This is a genomic window from Marinifilum sp. RC60d5, assembly GCF_052400665.1.
Lineage (GTDB): Bacteria > Bacteroidota > Bacteroidia > Bacteroidales > Marinifilaceae > JBQTGK01.
In genome coordinates, this window is sequence record NZ_JBQTGK010000002.1 from 704971 (window position 1) to 724948 (window position 19978).

Here is a 19978-nt window from a genome sequence, read left to right on the forward strand (position 1 = left end):
AATCAAAAAAAAGTAGAATGAAAATTAATGGTAGTGTGTCCGAGTGTCAAATTCGGAAAAGAAATGGACAGGTTGTTGATTTTAACCTGGATAAAATTAAAGAAGCAGTTTCAAAAGCTTTTCAGGCTGTAGGCGAAGAAAGAGTCGAACTAATCGATTTTTGCGTAAATCAGATCCGAAAAGAAATTGATTTTACAGGAATTCCTAATGTAGAGGAAATTCAGGATTTGGTAGAAAGAACACTTTTTAGATACGACTTGTTCGAAGTAGCTAAGGCTTTTATCTTATACCGAAAACAGCACGAAACAGTTCGTGATACCAAAGAGATGTTTTCCAATTTAAATTTGGTTGACGATTATCTGAATTTGCAGGACTGGAGGGTAAAAGAAAGTGCCAATTCATCCTATTCATTACAAGGATTAAATCAGCATATCTCTACAATTGTAAGTTCGCAATATTGGTTGAACAAAATTTATCCTCAGGAAATTGGCGATGCTCATAAAAAAGGTGCGATACATATTCACGATTTAGGTTTTTTAAGTGTTTACTGTGTAGGATGGGACTTGCAGGATTTAATTATTACTGGATTTAAAGGGGCTTCGGGTAAATTGGTAAGTAATCCGGCAAGGCATTTTCGAACCATATTAGGTCAGGTAGTAAATTTCTTTTACACCATGCAGGGGGAAGCAGCCGGAGCACAAGCATTTTCTAATTTTGATACTTTACTGGCCCCATTCATTAAATTCGATAAGTTAGAAAGAAAGCAGGTGAAACAGGCTTTACAAGAATTCATGTTTAATATTAATGTGCCAACTCGGGTTGGATTTCAAACTCCATTTACAAACATTACAATGGATTTGAATGTTCCTTCGTTCATGAAGGATGAACCAGTGGTGATTGGAGGAAAAGCTCAGGAACTAACCTATGGCGATTGTCAGGCAGAAATGGATTTGTTCAACGAAGTATTTGCCGAAGTAGTTGAAGAAGGAGATGCTAATGGCAGTGTATTTTCATTTCCAATACCGACTTATAATATTACTTCCGATTTTGAGTGGGATAAACCGGCTTATGAAAACATTTGGAAGATTACTGCTAAATATGGAATTCCTTATTTTTCTAATTTTGTAAATTCCGATATGTCGCCTGATGATGTGCGTAGTATGTGTTGTCGCCTACGTTTAGATAAGAGAGAATTAGCCCGCAGAGGAGGTGGCTTATTTGGAGCAAATCCATTAACAGGATCGGTGGGAGTGGTAACCATAAATTTACCTCGATTAGGTTATGAATCTACCAATGAATCGGAATTTTTTAAGCGATTGGAACATTTAATGGATTTGGGTAAAAATAGTTTGGAAATAAAACGCAAGGTAATTGAAAACCTTACCGAGAAAGGTTTGTTTCCCTATTCTAAATTTTATTTGCGTCATTTAAAAAGTAGAAATGGGAAGTTTTGGCAGAATCATTTTTCTACAATCGGAATAGTAGGAATGAATGAGTGCTGCTTAAATTTTACTGGAAACGATCTGGTTTCGGAAGAAGGAAATGCTTTTGCACAAAGAATTTTTGATTTTATGAAGCATAAATTGTCCGAATTTCAGGAGGAAACAGGGAATATTTATAATTTGGAAGCTACACCAGCCGAAGGAACAACATATCGATTGGCTCAATTAGATACCAAAGCCTACAGCGATATTATTGTTGCCAATAATGATGCATTTAGTAAGGGAGCAGCACCTTATTATACCAACTCATCGCAATTGCCAGTTGGTTATACCGACGATTTATTTCAGGCATTAACTTTACAGGACGATTTGCAAACGCAATATACAGGAGGAACCGTATTTCATACTTTTGTAGGTGAAAAACAATTGTCTATCGATTCAGTAAAACTTTTACTAAAAAAAATCACAAGCAATTATCGTTTACCATATATTACATTATCACCTAGTTTTAGCATCTGTCAGGAGCATGGATACATTTACGGAGAACATCACTTTTGTCCTAAATGTGCCGAAATGGGCAAAGAAAGTAAATGCGAAGTGTTCTCACGCATTGTTGGATACCTTCGACCAGTTCATCAATGGAACGATGGAAAACGACAAGAATGGGAAGACCGAAAATTGTTCGATAAAACAGCACATATAAAAGAAGAATTGAAAGAGGAATGTGTTCTGTCATAGATTATTTCATAGACATGCTTGACATGTATTTTAGTGGTAAGCATGTTACTATTTTCTTTTATACTATTTTATCATGTTAATATCTGGATTTTTAAAGAACAGTTTGATCGATTATCCCGGAAAAATTGCCTCTGTAATTTTTACACAGGGATGTAATATGCGTTGCAAATTTTGCCACAATCATGAACTTATTCCGATGAGTTGTAGTGCAGATACCTTTTCGGAAGCAGAAGTGTTTGCCTATCTGCAGAAAGCTAAAAATTTTATTGATGCTTTGGTAATTACTGGCGGAGAGCCAACTCTTCAGGTCGATTTGGTATCTTTTATTCGAAAGGTTAAACAATTAGGAATGTCGGTAAAATTAGATACCAATGGCAGTAATCCTGAATTGTTAAAGAGGCTTTTAGATGAGAATTTAATAGATTATGTTGCCATGGATGTAAAACATAAAATTGAATTACATCCTTATCAGTTATTAGTGGGTAATCAGTTCAGCGAAAAACAATTGAACAAGCTAAAAGAGAGTATTTGCATTCTGAAAACAAGCAATATAGAGGTAGAATTTAGAACTACTTTGATTCGGGAGATTCATTCTTGCGAAGATATTCATGCTATTTGTAAGTATTTGCAATCTTCTAAATTATACAGTTTGCAGGAGTTTTCTTCCAATCATGTTTTCGATAAGTCGTTTTCAATACATTCGGCTTACTCAAAACAGCAGATGAACAATTTAATGTTAGATAATCAAGATATTATGCCAAATATGAGAGTTTTGTAAAAATAGGCTACTTAATTTTACAATAAACCCCGCACCTAAGAGAAATTTTTGATGCGGGGTTTCGCCAAACTAATCTAGAACTAAGATTATATTTTTATGTTTATATAATGATTTGAGTAATAGAATTTTTTCTGTTATCCTATTTCAATTAATAATTGATTTGCCATAACGTTATCACCATCTTTGGTAAATATTTTTTTTACTATTCCCGATTGCGAACATAGAATCTGATTTTGCATTTTCATCGCTTCCAGTAATAAAAGAGGGGTTCCTTTTTCCACATTAGTGCCTTCTGAAATAAGAATTTCACTTATTTTTCCGGGCATTGGAGCTATTACCTTACAATTGGTTTTTAGTAAATTGTTTTTACTGAGTTTTTCTTTTCGTTGAAAAGATGCTTCGGAATCTATTGCAAATGTATAGGTATTTCCATTTACAGAAACGCTGCATTTGTTTTGTTTTAAGTCCAGAACTTCTCCCGAAAATTGTTTACCTCTATAATTTATTGTATACTCTTTGTCTTTTTCTGTAACATTAAATTTCTCTTTTCTTGATCGCGACGAAACAACCTGGTAGTTCTGCGATTTTAAAATGTAGGTGTTATCTCCTGACACTACAAAATTCTTATTTTTTTTTAATGAAATCATAAGGCTAAAATAATTTACTTCTCATTTTTGAGGCCCATGCGCTAGTATCTTCATGAACCCTGTTTTTTTCAATTTTTTGTGTTTCCTTTAAGTAAGCCTGAAGCGCGATAATAGCTGCTGCTTTTTCTTCATCTTTTTCCTGATAGTAAGGCTTATTTAATTTCTCTGCAATAAAAGAGGTATTGTAACTACCATTAATAAAATCGGGATGATTTAATACAGATTTAAAAAATGGAATTGTTGTTTTTACACCCCTAATTATAGAATTGTCGATAATTGCAATTGCATGATTAATGGCTTCTGTTCGGTCTGTACCACTAATAATTAGTTTGGAAATCATTGAATCGTAGGATGGAGGAATTAATTTTCCACTCTCAAAACCAGTGTCTACCCTAAGAAAACTGCAATCGGGAAATTCCATCTCATCGATAATGCCTGGAGCAGGTGAAAAATTAGATTGAACATCTTCGGCATTAATCCTTAGTTCAATGGCCCAACCTTTAATTTTTACATCAGCTTGAGTAATTTCCAAAGTTTCTCCCGCTGCTGTTTTAATTTGTTGTTCTATTAAGTCGATACCTGTAATACTTTCGGTAACCGGATGCTCCACCTGTACTCGCGTATTCATTTCCAGAAAATAAAAATTCGATTCTTTATCGACTAAAAACTCTACTGTTCCTAGTGTATGGTAATTAATTTTTTTACAAAGATAAAGAGCCATTTTGCCCATTTTATTTCTTAGTTCTTTACTAAGAAAAGGGGAAGGAGCTTCCTCCATTAATTTTTGATGTTTTCGCTGAATAGAGCATTCCCGCTCATACAAATGAATTGCATTTCCATGCTGATCGGCTAAAACTTGAATCTCAATATGTTTTGGGGCTTCAACATATTTTTCAATTAGTAATGAGTCATCATTAAATGCAGATTTTGCTTCGTTAACTACTAGTTTGTACATCATTTCCAATTCGTCTGAGGAGCGAACAATTCTCATCCCTTTGCCACCACCACCAGCAACGGCTTTCATAATAATTGGAAAGCCTATTTTATGAGCCCAGTTTTTTGCGTCTTCAAAATTAGTAATATTGCTTGTGCTTCCCTCTAAAACAGGAATGCCACTTTGTGCAGCAATATTTTTTGCCATTCCTTTATTTCCCATTGTGTAAATGGCCTTTTCGCTTGGGCCAATAAATAAAACTCCTTCGTCTTTACAACGGCTGGCCAGATATGGAGATTCGGAAAGAAATCCATAACCAGGATGAATTGCATCTATTTTATTCCTTTTACAAATACGGATTAGTTCTTCGACATTAAGGAAAATAGATCCATTCGGATTTTCTTCAAGAGTAATTATTTTATCTGCATAGTCAAGGTATAATGCATTGGCTTCGCGATTGGTTTGTATGCAGTATACAATTATGCCCATATCGGTTGCGGTTTTTGCAATTCTTATTGCTATTTCGCCGCGGTTAGCTATTAATAATGATTGTATCATTTTACTGAATCGATTTTGTTGGAAGATGTAATAAGATAAACATCAAGATTTTAGTTTTTACCTTCCAAAGGTTATTATTACTTGCTTACAAGGGAATGTTACCATGTTTTTTTGCCTTTTTCTCCATGTATTTGTTTTCTAAAGCTTCGAAAGCTGATATAAGTTTTGTTCTTGTATTTGCAGGCTCAATTACTTCATCTACATATCCTTTCTCATCGGCGATATAAGGGTTAGCGATATTTTCTCTGTAGTCTGAGATCAGTTTGCTTTTTGCTTCTTCCTGATTTTGAGATTTAGCTAAAGTTTTTCTATGTAAGATTTTAACTGCACCTTCGGGGCCCATAACGGCAATTTCGGCTGTTGGCCAGGCAAAATTGAAATCGCCTCCCATGTTTTTACTGTTCATAACAATGTAAGCACCTCCATAGGCTTTTCTTACAATTACAGTAATTTTAGGAACACTGGCTTCACTAAAAGCATACAATAGTTTTGCACCTCTTTTTATAATTCCTGAATGCTCTTGATTGCTACCTGGTAAAAATCCAGGAACGTCCTCCAATACTAAAATTGGGATGTTAAAGGCATCGCAAAATCGTACAAAGCGAGCTGCTTTTTCTGCCGAGTTAATATCTAAAACACCTGCCAAAACTTTGGGTTGATTGGCAACTATTCCTATTACTTTATTTTCCAAACGAGCAAAGCCTGTTATTATATTTTGGGCAAAATTTTCAGAAATTTCATAAAAACTGTTTTTGTCTGCTATATTTTTGATAATGCTTTGCATATCATAAGGAATCGTGGTTTCTTCTGGAATTATTATTCCTAGTTTTTTTGGGTTTTCGGGAGCTTCAAAATCTATTTCTGTAATGGGTGGTGTTTCTACATTGTTCGAAGGCAGATATTGTAATAATTTTCGTACTCCTAAAAGGGTATGTTCTTCGTCGTCGTAAACAAAATGGGCAACACCACTTTTAGAGCCATGAATATCTGCACCACCTAATTCTTCCGAATCTGTATTTTCGTTTAGCACTTCCTTTACCACATCGGGACCAGTAACAAACATGTAAGCAGTATGGCGGCACATAAAAATAAAATCGGTGAGGGCAGGAGAATATACAGCACCTCCTGCAGCGGGTCCCAGAATTACCGAAATTTGTGGTATTACCCCTGATGATTTTACATTGCGATGAAATATTCCGGCATAACCTGCTAAACTTGCTACGCCTTCTTGTATTCTGGCACCACCCGAATCGATTAAGCCGATAATAGGATGTCCCATGCTAAGTGCCATGTCCTGAACTTTCATTATTTTTTCGGCATGTACCGATCCTAAAGAACCTCCCATGAAAGTGAAATCTTGTGCAAAGGCAAATACTTTGCGTCCATTAATCTTGCCATGTCCACAAATTACGCCATCCCCATAAATGTCTGTATTTATATCACCAGCAGGCTTAACAAAAGCATCTATCTCTTCAAAGCTTCCTTCATCAAACAAGATTTCAATTCTTTCGCAGGCAGTTAATTTTCCTTTTTTATGTTGTTTGGAATAATATTCCCAGTTGTATTGAGCGTTTAACTGTTCTTTTCGATTGTTAAATTTCTGGAACTGTATTCTATTATCTCTCATATTTGTTGGTATATAAGTTCTATTAAAGCTTGGAACTAGCAATTCTATTTTATAGAAATAAGAGAATTATTATCAACATAATATAATAGTTGTGTGATAAATTATTCTGCATAAAGAATTGCGTAATTTTAAAAATGTAGTGTGTTAAATTATACGAACACAAGACTTTCACGCAAGGGTATCTGAAACAGGAATAAATGATGTGAAAGCTTATGTTCGTATTATAATCTATAATCAGGTATCAATAAATAATTTTGTAATTATAAGATAGCAGATGAAAAATTCTTTTGCAGAATTAGTATGGATATTGTTAAAATATCCAATGTGTTTCATTTTTAATGCTTGCTCCATTGCGCGAGGAGATTTGCTTGCTTTTTGCATAACTAAACAATTTAATGTTAAAACTGTATGCTTATGCTAATAAAATAAAACAGGTAGAAATGAATTGATAAAAGTTAGCAATTCGTTTTGTAGAAACCTGATTTATAGCTTATTTCGCGAAAGCATCAATCGAATTATTATAAGACAGGTTTCCTGGCTTTTCCTTTTGCAACACCTTCCCATTCCTTTAGTGTAGAACAGTGGTTTGTTTGTTGCAAACTGTTAATGGAATTTACAGTTGCGCGTCAGCTCACGATTTTAACGTGATTCCCTATTAAACCCTTTTTAAAGGGTACCTTATTTTTTGACCATGCAAATATTTGAAATTTTTTTCGAACTAAGCAAGTCTTTTCTTGAAAATATGTTAAAATGTATCGAGAAATAGTTTTCTATTTAACTATTTTATAGTTGAAAACCCCGCAAAAAGAGAAAACTTTTATGCGGGGTTTATTTGAAAAACAGACCATAATCCTGTCGAGATTATAATCAGGAAAAATATGTTTTAGCTAAACATTAAGACTAAAATTTGCGCAAGTAAAACTCTTAAGAACATTACCAATGGATAAACCGTGGCATAGGCAGTTGATTGAGCCTGAACTGGTGAGATAGAATTTGCAAATTCCAAAGCTGGTGGATCGGTCATTGATCCGGCCAATAATCCGCAAATAGAAAGGTAATTGAGCTTCATTATTCGAGCAATTATTGCAAATGTAATTAAAGGCAGAAACGTAATTGCCATACCATACATCATCCAAATGTATCCTTCGCCCAAAAGTGTTTCTACAAAATGTTTTCCCGATGAAAGTCCTACGCAGGCAAGGAAAAGGACTATGCCAAGTTCTCTAATAAAAAGGTTGGCACTCGGGGTCATATAAAAATCGAGTTTTCCAATTCGTCCGGTATGGCCTAAAATTAATGCAACAAGAAGTGGTCCGCCAGCTAATCCTAATTTTGCAGGAGCAGGTAATCCTGGAATTTGAAAGGGAATGAGTCCGATTATGATTCCAAATAATATCCCCATAAAAATGGGTAAAATGTTAGGGTGAGAAAGATCTTTAACCGAGTTACCTAAAAGTTTAGCTACTTCGGGTAATGCAGTTTTTTCACCAACAATTCTTACTGTATCCCCAAATTCGATACTGTCTTCTTCGGTAGGTACTAGTTCTGTACTATTTCGGTAAATACGGGTAATGTTAACAGGAAAACGTCTTGAAATACCAATTTGCTTGATACTTTTTCCGGTTATTTTTTTATTGGTAATAACGACTTGTTGCATTGCCATTCGACCAGTGATTCCTAAATTTTTGGTTGGTTTAATTTTACCAAGATTTAGTTCAATATTATCAAAATTAGCTTGGGTAGAAACTCCAAATAGTTTGTCGCCCGATTGCAATACCAGTTCGGCATCAGGAGGGAGAAATTCGCCATTTCTTTTAATTCTTGATAGAACAAAATCCTTATTACAGGTACTCATTAAAAAGGCAATATTTCTGCCAAATAGATTCTGGTTGCTTATTTCTATATTTATGGCAATTGGATTTCCATCTAAACCTGTTATCTCTTTACGATATTGTTCCTCTTCTTTTTTAATATTTATTTTGTAGAATATACGAAGTAGAATCATACTAATAATTATCCCGAATATCCCGAAAGGATAGGCTACAGCATATCCCATGCCCACAACTTCGGTGTTTTGAGGCATGTTAAGAACATCGGTAATGGTTTGTTGGGCAGCACCTAAAGCTGGGGTGTTGGTAACAGCACCACACATAACACCTGTAATAACCGATACCGGAACATTAAAAATGTACTTAATAGCTATGGCAGTACAAAATCCCATAAGTACAATTCCTGAGGCAAGCATATTAATACGTAAACCATTTTTTTTGAGAGAAGGAATAAATCGGGGGCCAACTTCTAAACCAATAGAATAGACGAATAGGATTAATCCAAATTCCTTAATAAAGTGGATAACATGAGGATCGGTAACCGCTCCTAGGTGGCCAATTAATAATCCTGAAAATAGTATACCGGCAATGCCCAGTTTAATTTTGAAAAATTTAATCTTCCCAATTAAAATACCTAACACAGCAACCATACAAATAATGATAATGGAAGATGCTGTACTGGGTTTTGTGAGTAAATCTAAAAAATGCATGTAGAGTATTGATTTATTTAGGTTAAATGATTACGGAGTGGTTAAAAAGAACTTTGTGTTTGACAATTAGATAATTCTATTTGTGATACCAAATGCTTAGGGAACTTATTTTTTATAAAAATAATTATAGGTTTTGTAATTAACAAAATGCAAATCTTGTTTTAGCCTTAGTACCTAGTTGCAGATTAGTATTTGTTTATGACGAAGAATCGGTCGTAGTAGTCCTTATAAAAATAGGGTTAATTTTAGCTTTAATTTGGAATGAAAACTTCATAACGCGGGAAGTTTGTTTTGCAACTTTCATAACTTTATTTAATTGAGTTACGATCGAGAGCTTTGCGCAAAAATGTAAAGCAGGCGAAAGAATAGGCTATTAAGCGAATATTTTTGCCGATTTATACTTTATAGCGCGAAAGTTCAATCTAAATTTAAAAATAAGACAGGTTTCCTGGCTTTCCTATTTACAGGGCCTTCCCATTTCATATTTCGAAACAGTGGCATCAATCCTATAAACATATATTTGGAATTACAGTTGCGCGTCAGCTCATGATTTTCACATGATTCCCTTTTAATTCTCTTTTACGAAAAATCCTATTTGTTTGTCGCCGCAAAGATTCGAAATTTTTTTTGAACAAAGCAAATGTTTTGTGATAAATTAAAACATAAAAATTATTGTAACGCTTTAATGCCGATGAATAAAAAAATAGGGGTTTGATAAAAAATTCTTATGTTTGATATTCATAGGAATCCTTTTAAAATTGAACAGATGGAAATAAAAAAAAATGAAACACAACTAGTGTGTATTGCTAAATTTATAGCTAAAGATGGAGAAGTTGAGCAGTTAATTGAAAATTTGCATGCTTTAATTCCATATACTCTGCAAGAAGGAGGATGTATTCGTTATGAATTAAATCAGTGTATTGAAAATCCTAATAGAATTACATTTATTGAGAAGTGGTATAATAAGGAAACTTTCGATGCTCATAATGGTTCATCTTATATTCAGGAGTTTTTTAACGAAGGAAATCCATATCATGTTAAAGAGTTTGAGGTTAGCTTGCACAAGGAGCTGTTGGCCTAGTTAAACTCTAATAATTTTGTATTATAGAATAATTCAAGTTTTTTTTAATAGAAAGAGGCAAACCGATCTGATTTGAGATTTATCGGTTTGCCTCTTTTTATATCACTAAACTTTTACTCGTTAAGAGCAAAGAAAAAGTAATTTTTATTTTCCAGATTTAATCCAGGGTTTTCCAACTTTTAAAATTGTACGACCTGCAACATCGTTAATAATAATTGCTGCCATCATGTACCAGGCGCAAAGGGCACAAATAATTAACTCATATCCTGCAACAAGGTTTAAAAATGGAAATCCGAAGTGTCCTAAATCCAAAAGAATAAAGCCAATTACCAAAGTGGTAAAAGTTGTTGCCATTGCGGTATGAATAAAGAAAGAAGCTACCCATAAGATTAGGGTAAATAAAGTCCAGGCAACTAAATAGTATCCTACATCAGTGGTACTCGATTTATACAATCCAAAGTAGTTAAGCATCCAGATAACTCCTAAACCAATCCAAAAAGATCCGTAAGCCGAAAAAGCTGCAAAGCCAAAATTATTTCCATTTTTGTGCTCTAACATTCCTGCCATTAATTGTGCTAGTCCGCCAAATACAAATCCCATCGCCACAACCGGGCCTAATCCGCACAAACCAATGTTGTGCAATTGTAATAATAGGGTTGTTCATCCAAACCCTCCCAATCCAACAACAGCCGGATTACCTAATTTTACGTTACTCATCGCTAATTTATTTTTCCTGATTCAGCGCGCTAAAATAGCAAATTGTTTATAACCTTGAGACGGCAATTTTTCGGTTTAATAACATGCTATAAACCATTAATTTAGAATTAATTCAAGAGGAAATGGAAGTAAAATAAGTATGATAGTGAATTTTGTTAAATACTATTTTAATATTGCGTATATTTTAATTTATTATGTTTTTTTATTTATGGGAAGCGTGAAATAGAATTGAGAACCTTTATTTTTTTCTGATTCAACCCATATTTTTCCACCCAGCATTTGTACATAAGCCTTGCAAATGGCTAGTCCCAAACCCGATCCTTCTATTACTTTGGTTGCTTCATGATCGGCTTGTATAAATCGATTGAAAATTTTATCTAGCATAAATTTGTCAATTCCAATACCTGTATCACTAACTTCAAATTTTAAGAAATTATTATGAATGGTGTAGGTGAATTCAATTGAGCCCGAATTCGTGTATTTTATCGCATTCTTAATTAAGTTTGTAATTATAGAAGTGAATTTTTCTTTGTCGCTTATAACTACATATTTATAATTTGAGATAAGAGGTGTGAAAATTAATTTGATATTTTTTTTCTTAGCCTCGGGGGAAAAGAATTGTTCAATGTATTGCAATTCTTCATTAAGATCTATTTCAGAATAATCAAGTTCCATTTGTCCCGATTCAATCTTCGAAATGTCTACCAAATCATTAATTGTAGATAGCATTCGTGTACTACTTTCCTCTATAATATTAATGTATTGATTTTGTTTATAGTTATTAATATCTTTTTTCTTTAACAGGCTTGTAAATCCAAGTATAGCATTCATTGGGGTGCGAATTTCGTGGCTCATATTGGCTAAAAAAGCAGATTTTAACCGATCACTTTCTTCAGCTTTTTCTTTTGCCTTTATTAGTTCTGCTTTATCTTTTTTCTGTTGGCTAATATCTCTTATAATACCTTGTGATATTAGTATGTTATTTGAACGAAAGTAATTTTCGGAAATTTGCAGGTTTAATTTTACACCACTTTTTGTTTGACCACATATTTCAAAAATATTAGCTGGAGTTTCACCTCTTTTTAACATTTCTACTCTATTTATAATTTGCGCTCTAGAGGAAGGATGAATCAGTTTTTCTACAAGAAAATGCTGAGATTTACATTCGCTTTGTGAATAGCCAAACATTTCCATAAATGAATGATTTGCCATTTGTAATTGTCCGTTATACATTATATAAATTGCATCGTACGACGATTCTATAATTTTACGGAATTTAAGTTCGCTTTCCTGTAATTTATGAGTTTGTTTTCGTACAATTCGTCTAAGGCTAGTGAGCCAAATCCATAATAAAACAAGACAAATGCTTAATGTTGCGAGAATAATAATTATGGTTTTTTTAGTGTTTGAATCCATTTCAGGAGAAACAGCATATACCCACTTTCTAAATAGTTGTTTTTGTTTTTGTATGGTAATTTGATCTACCGCCGAGTCTAATAGTTTAAATAGTTCAGGATCATTAATAGATGTGGCAGCTGATAATCGATTCATATATCCACTTTCTGATTCAATTTTAAGATTTGTGATTCCTTGTTCTTCAATAATATAGCTAGCATACATCTGATTAATTATCATTGCATCATAGGTATTAGAAACAACTCCTCGTAATCCTTCCACATCATTTTTAACCCCATGGCTAATTATTTCCGGATAGTATTTTTCTAAATAATCATTAGCCGTATAATTTGAAACAATACAAACTTTTTTTCCCTTAAGGTCATCCATAGAACTTATGTGACTATTTTTGTTTGTGACAATTACATAAGGAATTTTAACAAATGAATTGGTGAAAGAAAGAAAATTTTTTCGCTTATAAGAAGCAGCAATACCTACAATTACGAAATTTTGCGCTGTTTTAGAATAATCTATTAGTTCAGCCCATGTATCAAAATGTCTGCTTTTGAATTTGTAATTTAGTTGAGATTCAATTTCTTTCTGAAAATCTATGAGTAATCCAACATATTCGCCATTTTCGTTATGATAGGCATTAGGGGGAGCTTCATAGCCAAAAAGAATTTCTATTGCTTGTTTGTTTTTACCTAATTGTTCAATTTTATTAGTCTCATAATTTTCGGTGAATCGACAAGAGGGAAGTAAGAAAAATGCAATTAATAAACTTATAAGTTCATAGACTGATAAGGTATTAATTGCATTTGTATATTGGGTAGTATTAAGAGTCACAGAATATAGTTTTATGTAAATCTTAATGTACGTATAGTAAATAAAAAGGTTATGTTTATCTGCCAGCTAACCCTAATTCTTTACTGGAAATTTCTCTCATTTGTACTTTCCTTATTTTTCCTGTTACTGTTACCGGAAAATCAGTAGTAAATTTAAAGTATTTAGGGATTTTATAAGTGGCAATTTGTCCTTTACAGTATTCTCTAAGTTCTTCCTCAGTTGCCGATTTACTATCCTTAAATTTTACCCATGCCATAACCACTTCTCCATATTTATAATCGGGAACACCAATTACATATACTTCGCTTATGCTACTGTGTGTATGAAGATATTCTTCAATTTCGAAAGGAGAAATATTTTCACCACCTCTAATAATCATATCTTTAATTCTTCCGGTAATGCTTACATAACCATCTTCATCCATTGTAGCTACATCGCCGGTATGCATCCAGCCTGCAGCATCAATTACCGAATTTGTTGCTTCCTCGTTATTCCAGTATTTAAGCATAACAGAGTAGCCTCGGGTGCAAAATTCTCCACTTTCTCCTCGCTGAACAATTTTACCTGTTTCGGGATTAATAATTTTTATTTCCTGATGAGGATGAACTCTACCTACTGTGCCAACACGCTTATCTATTTTATCGTTCACAAAAGTTTGAGTAGATACCGGTGATGTTTCGGTCATACCATAACATATTGCAACTTCTTTCATATTCATTTTTTCCTGCACCTCTCGCATAGCTTTTTCTGGACAGGAAGCACCAGCCATAATGCCAGTTCGTAGGCTACTTAAATTATATTTATCGAAATTAGGATGTTCTAATTCGGCAATAAACATTAAAGGAACTCCATAAAGCGAGGTGCATTTTTCTTCTTCTATAGTTTTTAGTACTGTTTCGGCATCGAAAGCTTCGCCTGGAATTACCATTGTGGCGCCATGGGTTATGCAAGCTAAATTTCCTAAAACCATACCAAAGCAATGATAAAATGGAACAGGAATGCAAACTCTGTCGTTTTCATTGTAATGAAGTCTTTCTCCAATAAAATAGCCGTTGTTTAATATATTGTGATGAGTAAGTGTTGCTCCTTTTGGAAACCCGGTAGTTCCCGATGTGTATTGAATGTTAATAGGATCGTCGAACTGAAGACTACTTTCTATCTCATCAATTTCTCCTGTTGTAATTCTTTTTCCTGCTTCGATTAAAGCTTGCCAGTCTCGATCGAGAATTACGATTTGTTTTAAGTGAATACACGATTTTCTAACTTCCTGTATAATTTCGAAATAGTTTGTCTTTCTAAAATTTTTCGACATAATCAGTAAGCTAATTTCTGATTGGCGAAGAGCAAACTTTAGTTCGGATGCTTTGTATGCTGGATTTACATTTACCAAAATTGCACCAACCCTGGCTGTGGCAAATTGTACAATTACCCACTCATGTCGGTTGGGAGACCAGATTCCTATTCTATCGCCTTTTTTAACTCCAAATGCAAGTAAACCTTTGGCAACATCTTCTATCTGATTCCAAAATTCCTGATAAGTAACTCTGTAATCTTGAAAAGGAACTATTAAAGCATCTTTATCGGGAAATTGTTCTACTGTTTTTCTTAGTCTTTCGGTAATTGTTTCGCCTAATAAAGGTATTTCCGAGCTGCCATGCTCGTAGGATAATTTATTCATATTTATGGTTTTTCCTGAATGAACTGAACGCAATTCACCCATGATGTAATTGATAACATCAGTTTGTAACTTTAAAAACCATCTTTTTTATGTTCGCTAGAACTAGCGTAACTTTTGATTAGGAGATAATATTAGTTGTATTGTGATACGGTCGCAATATATAAAAAAAGGCATTACTATGGCTGTTTTGTTGACTTTTTTGTAAAAAATAATTGTCTATTTAGAATAGATTTTATGTAGCTTCTTATTTTTCAGGAAATTGAAATGTAAAATTATTCTTCCCAAACAATAGTTTTCATATCTTCCCAGAACGGACCAAACTGAATTTCCGAAATTTTATATTCATCGAGCCAAAGATGCAGGTTCTCGGAAGGAAAAAAGATTAATTCATGGGTTGGAAATTCTTCTGATTCGGTACTTTCAAATTCAGGTTTTCCCAATTGGAAGTGCTCCAGTTCATCTAAAAGCATTTTTTTATCTAAGCCAACTTTAATAAAATTAAAAAGGTGGTATTGCTCATTGTAAATGGATATATAGCTGAGTTTATCCTGATCTACCGATTCGAAAGTAAAGCTTAAGCCTCTGTCTGTATAAAAAAGGGTTATACTGTTTTCTTTCGGCGAAAGAGAGTATTCTCCAATTTCATCGGCTTTGCCCAGAGTTTTTTCTACTTCGGCTTTATTCATGCCGAATTTTATGCCAGCAATACCTTTACCTAAAATAATTTCATTTGTATTCATATTTTACTTTTCAAAAGGATATTCTAATCCGATTTGTTTTCTTACCTGATCGAGTAAACTTAGTATTTTTTTGCTTTTCCAAATAGGAATAACAGGACTTTCTAATTGGCCCTTTTCCAATAATTTATTTACTGCAAATGCTTCATAATTATAACCCAATTCTGGAGATTTGTCAACAAAATTAAGTTGTTCTCCATTTGTAATCAGGATAGATTCTTTAGCCATCCAGAATTTAGGGATTATAATTCTTCCTTTTGTACCATAAATAACGGCTTCGTTTTTCATATTAGATACCAGAGAACTGGAAATTTGTGCCATTCCACCTTTTTGATATTTAATTTGGATAGTATTGTATTCATCAACGCCAGTTTCACCGATATGTGCCATAGATTGAATATTTTCTACTTTATCGTTAAAAATAAGTTCCGAAATAGCAATTCCGTAAATACCGATATCAAGTAAAGCCCCACCAGCTAAATTGGAATTGGCCAGGCGACCTTCTTTGTTCATATCGCCATTAAAACCAAAGCTTACCTGTACTTGCTTAACTTCGCCAATTTTACCTGTGTAAATCCACTCCATACTTTTTAAAATGGCAGGTAAATAGTAGGTCCATAAAGCTTCCATAAAGAACAGTTGTTTTTCTTTAGCTAAGTGCGATAGTATTTCAAACTCTTGAGAATTTACGCATACTGGTTTCTCACACAGTACTGATTTTCCATTGTTTAAACACATAGAGGCATGTTCGAAATGAAAATTGTGTGGTGTTGCTATATAGACTACATCAATTTCAGAATCTTGTAACATTTCAAGATAGGATGCATAACTTTTTTCGATATTGTATTGTTTGGCAAACTCTTCAGATCGGGATGAGGATCGGGATGCAACAGCTTTAATTGTGCCGTTGGAAACAGCCTTAAAATCATTTGTAAATTTATGTGCAATTTTTCCTGCACCAAGAATTCCCCAATTTATAGTCATTAGAACTTTGTTTTTATATTAAATTATTGTTTCACAAAACAACTAAAAAAAGATAAGTAGTTGCTTCTCATCTAAATTTATTTTCGATTATTAAATATATGATTTTGTACATAAAAATAGAATGAAATTCGAAAATTGTTTCATAATTATATTAAAAAAGAAAATATTCATTTAATCTAATCCTTTTAAAAACTTTAAGTATAAGGTAAAATGATTATTTTTACATCTTCAAAATCAAAACGTGTAAAAATGACAAAAGATTTTCGACCAACTGACTATATTCTGGAGTCGATGCAAACCGGAAAAAAGTTTGAGGATGCTGGATGGACGCTTGATGCTCCTAATGAGGAAAAACCTGCTTTAATTAGAGCTATTTACAATAAAAAGCAAATTAATGTTAAGGATAATTCGATGGGAATTTATAAATTTTCCGATTGGTTACCTATATCAAAAACTCTTGATGGATCTTCGGCACCTGCAACTTATAAAAGTGAAGGTTTGGCAAAATACCTTGGGTTGAATAATCTGTATATTACTTATAGTGGATATTGGCCAGAGAAAGGAGCTAATTTTAGAACTTGTTCGTTTAAAGAAACAGAGGCTTATGCTGTATGCGGACGTTTAGATAATAACAATAAAATATTAGTAGTTGCCTCGGCAGGAAATACTGCAAGAGCATTTGCCAGAGTTTGTTCCGATAATAACATCCCATTATTATTGTGTGTTCCCGAAGATAATTTGAATGCATTGTGGTTTGGTGAGCCAATAAAAGAAAATGTGAAGTTGGTGGCAACAAAATCGGGAAGCGATTATTTCGATGCTATTCATCTTTCAAATATTGCTTGTCAGTTAGACGAATTTATTGCCGAAGGTGGAGCTAAAAATGTAGCTCGTCGTGATGGAATGGCTTGTACTGTAAATTCTGCAGTTACCGAAATTGGAAAAATTCCAGACTATTATTTTCAGGCTGTTGGTTCGGGTACCGGAGCAATCGCTGCCTGGGAAGCAAATCTTCGTTTTATTGAGGATGGTAGATTTGGTAAGAACAAAATGAAATTGATGGTTTCTCAGAATACTCCTTTTCTTCCGATGTATGATGCATGGAAAAAGGATTCGAGAGAAATTTTGCCATTAGATGATAATATGGCCAGAAAACAAGTTGAAGAGATTGTTGCAAAAGTACTTTCGAATCGTAAGCCTCCGTACTCAATTACAGGTGGTTTGTATGATGCGATGAAAGATGCTGGAGGAGATGTTTTAAAAGCTACCAATGAGGAAGCTTTGGAGGCAGCCAAAATTTTTGAGGAAACAGAAGGAAATGATATTCATCCGGCAGCAGCAGTTGCTGTAGCAACTTTAATTAACTACGCTAAAGAAGGAAAGTTAGATAAAGAAGCTTGTGTAATGTTAAATATTACAGGAGGTGGAGAAGAGCGATTTAAACGAGAAAAGGAAGTTGTTTATCTTAAACCGTCACATGTTTTTGATATTAATCCTGACCTAAGTGAGGTTAAGAAAGTGATGGATAAGCTTTTTCAATTATAGATAAAGGAATATATTTAAGAAAAGCAGACGTAAAGTCTGCTTTTTTTTAGAATTAATAATATTGGATTTTGAGAATGATTATCTTAAAGTATAATTAAATAAAGGAATGAATTTAATTATAGCCTTTGCATACTTGCAGCATTTTCATCTGTTTTAAATTAACATACTATGACTAAAAAATCGATTGCCATACTTTTATTGTGTATTTTTATCTTATCGATTGGAGGAATTATTCTGATGAATAATACTGATATTTTTCAGAGTTGGGAAAATACCTCACTTGCTCTTTTAAAGCAATACCTTAAGGTTACGGCTTTTATATGTATTATGGGTGGAGTTTATGTGTGGATGAAGCAGGCAAAAAAAGAAGATAGAGAAACTACAGAAGAATGAAACAACAGAATTTCTTAGAGATAGGGACTACAAAAAAATTCTGCTGTTTCGGCTAACCACTAACTACTAACAATGTAGTACATTTATATCCTGGTTAAATTATTTAAGAATAATTACCAAATAACGAGATACAGGAAAATGTCGCAACCTGATATAATGAATAATCAATTGCACAGTTGAGTTTATTTTAAGATTGAAACTAAGGTCAAGGCAATTGAATTCAAATTTCTACTATAATATTTCACTTCCAATTTTTAAGTTTATTTCTATGCTTAATTAAAATCGGAGGAGTTTAAACGCAATACTCAATTTACAAAATTATTAGGGCAATGTCCAGTAATTCAATATCTTTTGTAAGTATTTTTACACCCTTAATTTGTAGGTTTAAGCTAATTTATCTTACTCTTGCATTCTGCCTGTTTTTAGTTTAATTTTTGTCAATGTATAAGTTTCATTTCTATACGAGTAGGTAATGCTTAGTAGGTAATAAATATGTAATTATTTTTTACTTATTGTCGTGTTTTAGCTTCTAAAAAACAAAAATGCTTGTCTAAAAGTAAAATAAACTTTACATTTGTTTTGTGCACGAAATAAATAAGATGTTTAATTTATAATATTGAAAAAATGAAAACCTATTTTCCTTACCAGCTAAAGTATGTTGGTGTATTGTTTGTTTTTATAGCAATTGTTCTTTCATGTATTGGAAATGTAGATGAATTTATGCGTGGTTTATTAGCTGGAAGAAACGATTTTGAAACTAGTATATTAAATGAAGAAGCTACAAAAGTAGATCAGACATTAGCTTATCAACCCTATTTTTCTGAGAAAGAAAAAGATAACTATTTAAAAATTAGTCTGATTTTATCATTATCTGGATTTATTTTGTATTTGTTCTCAAAAGAAAAATCGGAAGATGAATTTTATCAGCAATTGCGAGCAAAATGTTTAACTCAGGCTTTATTAGTTACCTGGTTGTTTACAGGACTTATATATTGGATAAGGCCAACATATCAGCTAAATGGATTTTATATTTTGCAACTGCATTTAATATTTTTTACCATTATATATGTGTACAATAAGAAGTGGAAATTTGGGACTGAGTAATCACTAAATAAGGGAATTGTGAAAAATACAATAAAAGTAGAAAGAGCTAAAAAAGACATTACCCAAGCAGGATTGGCTGAGCAAATAGGTGTATCCAGACAAACGATTAATGCAATTGAGAAGGGGAAATTTGTTCCTTCTACACTTTTGGCTTTAAAAATGGCTCGTTATTTCGAATGTAAAGTTGAAGAAATATTTTCTTTAGAGGATAATGACTAAAATGAAAAAGGGCTAC

General features: G+C 33.2%; 15 protein-coding genes, 1 pseudogene and 2 riboswitches. Of the genes and pseudogenes, 7 read left to right on the plus strand and 9 right to left on the minus strand.

Translation table 11 applies throughout. The features are described from left to right. Positions 1-17 precede the first annotated feature (17 nt). Positions 18-2180 carry a ribonucleoside triphosphate reductase gene (locus ACT3CE_RS06875; protein WP_444709026.1) on the plus strand — a complete coding sequence of 721 codons (2163 nt, stop codon included), beginning with the start codon at positions 18-20 and terminating at the stop codon, positions 2178-2180. 73 nt (positions 2181-2253) lie between these two features. Next, positions 2254-2958: an anaerobic ribonucleoside-triphosphate reductase activating protein gene (locus ACT3CE_RS06880; protein WP_444709027.1), complete on the plus strand. Its 705-nt coding sequence runs from the start codon at positions 2254-2256 to the stop codon at positions 2956-2958. Positions 2959-3092: 134 nt separating this feature from the next. Here ACT3CE_RS06880 and ACT3CE_RS06885 read toward each other — a convergent pair whose 3' ends face one another. From ACT3CE_RS06885 to ACT3CE_RS06900, 4 genes are all read right to left on the minus strand, one after another. Further along, complete coding sequence (locus ACT3CE_RS06885) at positions 3093-3605, minus strand: acetyl-CoA carboxylase biotin carboxyl carrier protein subunit (protein ID WP_444709028.1); 513 nt, start codon at positions 3603-3605, stop codon at positions 3093-3095. 4 nt (positions 3606-3609) lie between these two features. Further along, entirely contained in the window at positions 3610-5097 is a 1488-nt protein-coding gene (locus tag ACT3CE_RS06890) for an acetyl-CoA carboxylase biotin carboxylase subunit (RefSeq protein ID WP_444709029.1), read from the minus strand. A gap of 85 nt (positions 5098-5182) precedes the next feature. Further along, on the minus strand, positions 5183-6724 hold the full coding sequence (locus ACT3CE_RS06895) for an acyl-CoA carboxylase subunit beta (RefSeq protein ID WP_444709030.1): 1542 nt from the start codon (positions 6722-6724) through the stop codon (positions 5183-5185). Positions 6725-7231: 507 nt separating this feature from the next. Then, positions 7232-7420, minus strand: a riboswitch (cobalamin riboswitch). A gap of 187 nt (positions 7421-7607) precedes the next feature. After that, positions 7608-9263: a putative transporter gene (locus tag ACT3CE_RS06900; RefSeq protein ID WP_444709031.1), complete on the minus strand. Its 1656-nt coding sequence runs from the start codon at positions 9261-9263 to the stop codon at positions 7608-7610. A gap of 421 nt (positions 9264-9684) precedes the next feature. After that, a riboswitch (cobalamin riboswitch) is annotated at positions 9685-9872 on the minus strand. Positions 9873-10029: 157 nt separating this feature from the next. On the opposite strand from ACT3CE_RS06900, the gene ACT3CE_RS06905 reads away from it, so the two are divergent. Then, on the plus strand, positions 10030-10344 hold the full coding sequence (locus ACT3CE_RS06905) for a putative quinol monooxygenase (RefSeq protein ID WP_444709032.1): 315 nt from the start codon (positions 10030-10032) through the stop codon (positions 10342-10344). A 144-nt stretch (positions 10345-10488) separates the two neighbouring features. Here ACT3CE_RS06905 and ACT3CE_RS06910 read toward each other — a convergent pair. The 5 genes and pseudogenes from ACT3CE_RS06910 to ACT3CE_RS06930 form a co-directional block, all read right to left on the minus strand. Further along, a pseudogene (locus ACT3CE_RS06910) lies at positions 10489-10992 on the minus strand (acetate uptake transporter); the annotation flags it as partial. A 261-nt stretch (positions 10993-11253) separates the two neighbouring features. Further along, positions 11254-13302: an ATP-binding protein gene (locus ACT3CE_RS06915; RefSeq protein ID WP_444709033.1), complete on the minus strand. Its 2049-nt coding sequence runs from the start codon at positions 13300-13302 to the stop codon at positions 11254-11256. Between the two features lie 55 nt (positions 13303-13357). Beyond that, on the minus strand, positions 13358-14980 hold the full coding sequence (locus ACT3CE_RS06920) for an AMP-binding protein (protein WP_444709034.1): 1623 nt from the start codon (positions 14978-14980) through the stop codon (positions 13358-13360). A 272-nt stretch (positions 14981-15252) separates the two neighbouring features. Continuing rightward, positions 15253-15720 carry a hypothetical protein gene (locus ACT3CE_RS06925; RefSeq protein ID WP_444709035.1) on the minus strand — a complete coding sequence of 156 codons (468 nt, stop codon included), beginning with the start codon at positions 15718-15720 and terminating at the stop codon, positions 15253-15255. Between the two features lie 3 nt (positions 15721-15723). Next, on the minus strand, positions 15724-16701 hold the full coding sequence (locus ACT3CE_RS06930) for a Gfo/Idh/MocA family protein (protein ID WP_444709036.1): 978 nt from the start codon (positions 16699-16701) through the stop codon (positions 15724-15726). Between the two features lie 249 nt (positions 16702-16950). On the opposite strand from ACT3CE_RS06930, the gene ACT3CE_RS06935 reads away from it, so the two are divergent. From ACT3CE_RS06935 to ACT3CE_RS06950, 4 genes are all read left to right on the plus strand, one after another. Next, positions 16951-18246 (plus strand): cysteate synthase, encoded by a 1296-nt coding sequence (locus ACT3CE_RS06935; RefSeq protein WP_444709037.1) that lies wholly within the window; start codon positions 16951-16953, stop codon positions 18244-18246. A gap of 168 nt (positions 18247-18414) precedes the next feature. Further along, positions 18415-18639: a hypothetical protein gene (locus ACT3CE_RS06940; RefSeq protein WP_444709038.1), complete on the plus strand. Its 225-nt coding sequence runs from the start codon at positions 18415-18417 to the stop codon at positions 18637-18639. A gap of 624 nt (positions 18640-19263) precedes the next feature. Continuing rightward, complete coding sequence (locus ACT3CE_RS06945; RefSeq protein WP_444709039.1) at positions 19264-19743, plus strand: hypothetical protein; 480 nt, start codon at positions 19264-19266, stop codon at positions 19741-19743. An 18-nt stretch (positions 19744-19761) separates the two neighbouring features. Beyond that, entirely contained in the window at positions 19762-19962 is a 201-nt protein-coding gene (locus ACT3CE_RS06950; protein WP_320119261.1) for a helix-turn-helix transcriptional regulator, read from the plus strand. Positions 19963-19978 lie beyond the last annotated feature (16 nt).

Bases quoted from the DNA above. Each gene is read 5' to 3' on its own strand.
- ACT3CE_RS06875 (WP_444709026.1), top strand. From the start codon at position 18: ATGAAAATTAATGGTAGTGTGTCCGAGTGTCAAATTCGGAAAAGAAAT.
- ACT3CE_RS06880 (WP_444709027.1), top strand. From the start codon at position 2,254: ATGTTAATATCTGGATTTTTAAAGAACAGTTTGATCGATTATCCCGGA.
- ACT3CE_RS06885 (WP_444709028.1), bottom strand. From the start codon at position 3,605: ATGATTTCATTAAAAAAAAATAAGAATTTTGTAGTGTCAGGAGATAAC.
- ACT3CE_RS06890 (WP_444709029.1), bottom strand. From the start codon at position 5,097: ATGATACAATCATTATTAATAGCTAACCGCGGCGAAATAGCAATAAGA.
- ACT3CE_RS06895 (WP_444709030.1), bottom strand. From the start codon at position 6,724: ATGAGAGATAATAGAATACAGTTCCAGAAATTTAACAATCGAAAAGAA.
- ACT3CE_RS06900 (WP_444709031.1), bottom strand. From the start codon at position 9,263: ATGCATTTTTTAGATTTACTCACAAAACCCAGTACAGCATCTTCCATT.
- ACT3CE_RS06905 (WP_444709032.1), top strand. From the start codon at position 10,030: ATGGAAATAAAAAAAAATGAAACACAACTAGTGTGTATTGCTAAATTT.
- ACT3CE_RS06920 (WP_444709034.1), bottom strand. From the start codon at position 14,980: ATGAATAAATTATCCTACGAGCATGGCAGCTCGGAAATACCTTTATTA.
- ACT3CE_RS06925 (WP_444709035.1), bottom strand. From the start codon at position 15,720: ATGAATACAAATGAAATTATTTTAGGTAAAGGTATTGCTGGCATAAAA.
- ACT3CE_RS06930 (WP_444709036.1), bottom strand. From the start codon at position 16,701: ATGACTATAAATTGGGGAATTCTTGGTGCAGGAAAAATTGCACATAAA.
- ACT3CE_RS06935 (WP_444709037.1), top strand. From the start codon at position 16,951: ATGACAAAAGATTTTCGACCAACTGACTATATTCTGGAGTCGATGCAA.
- ACT3CE_RS06940 (WP_444709038.1), top strand. From the start codon at position 18,415: ATGACTAAAAAATCGATTGCCATACTTTTATTGTGTATTTTTATCTTA.
- ACT3CE_RS06945 (WP_444709039.1), top strand. From the start codon at position 19,264: ATGAAAACCTATTTTCCTTACCAGCTAAAGTATGTTGGTGTATTGTTT.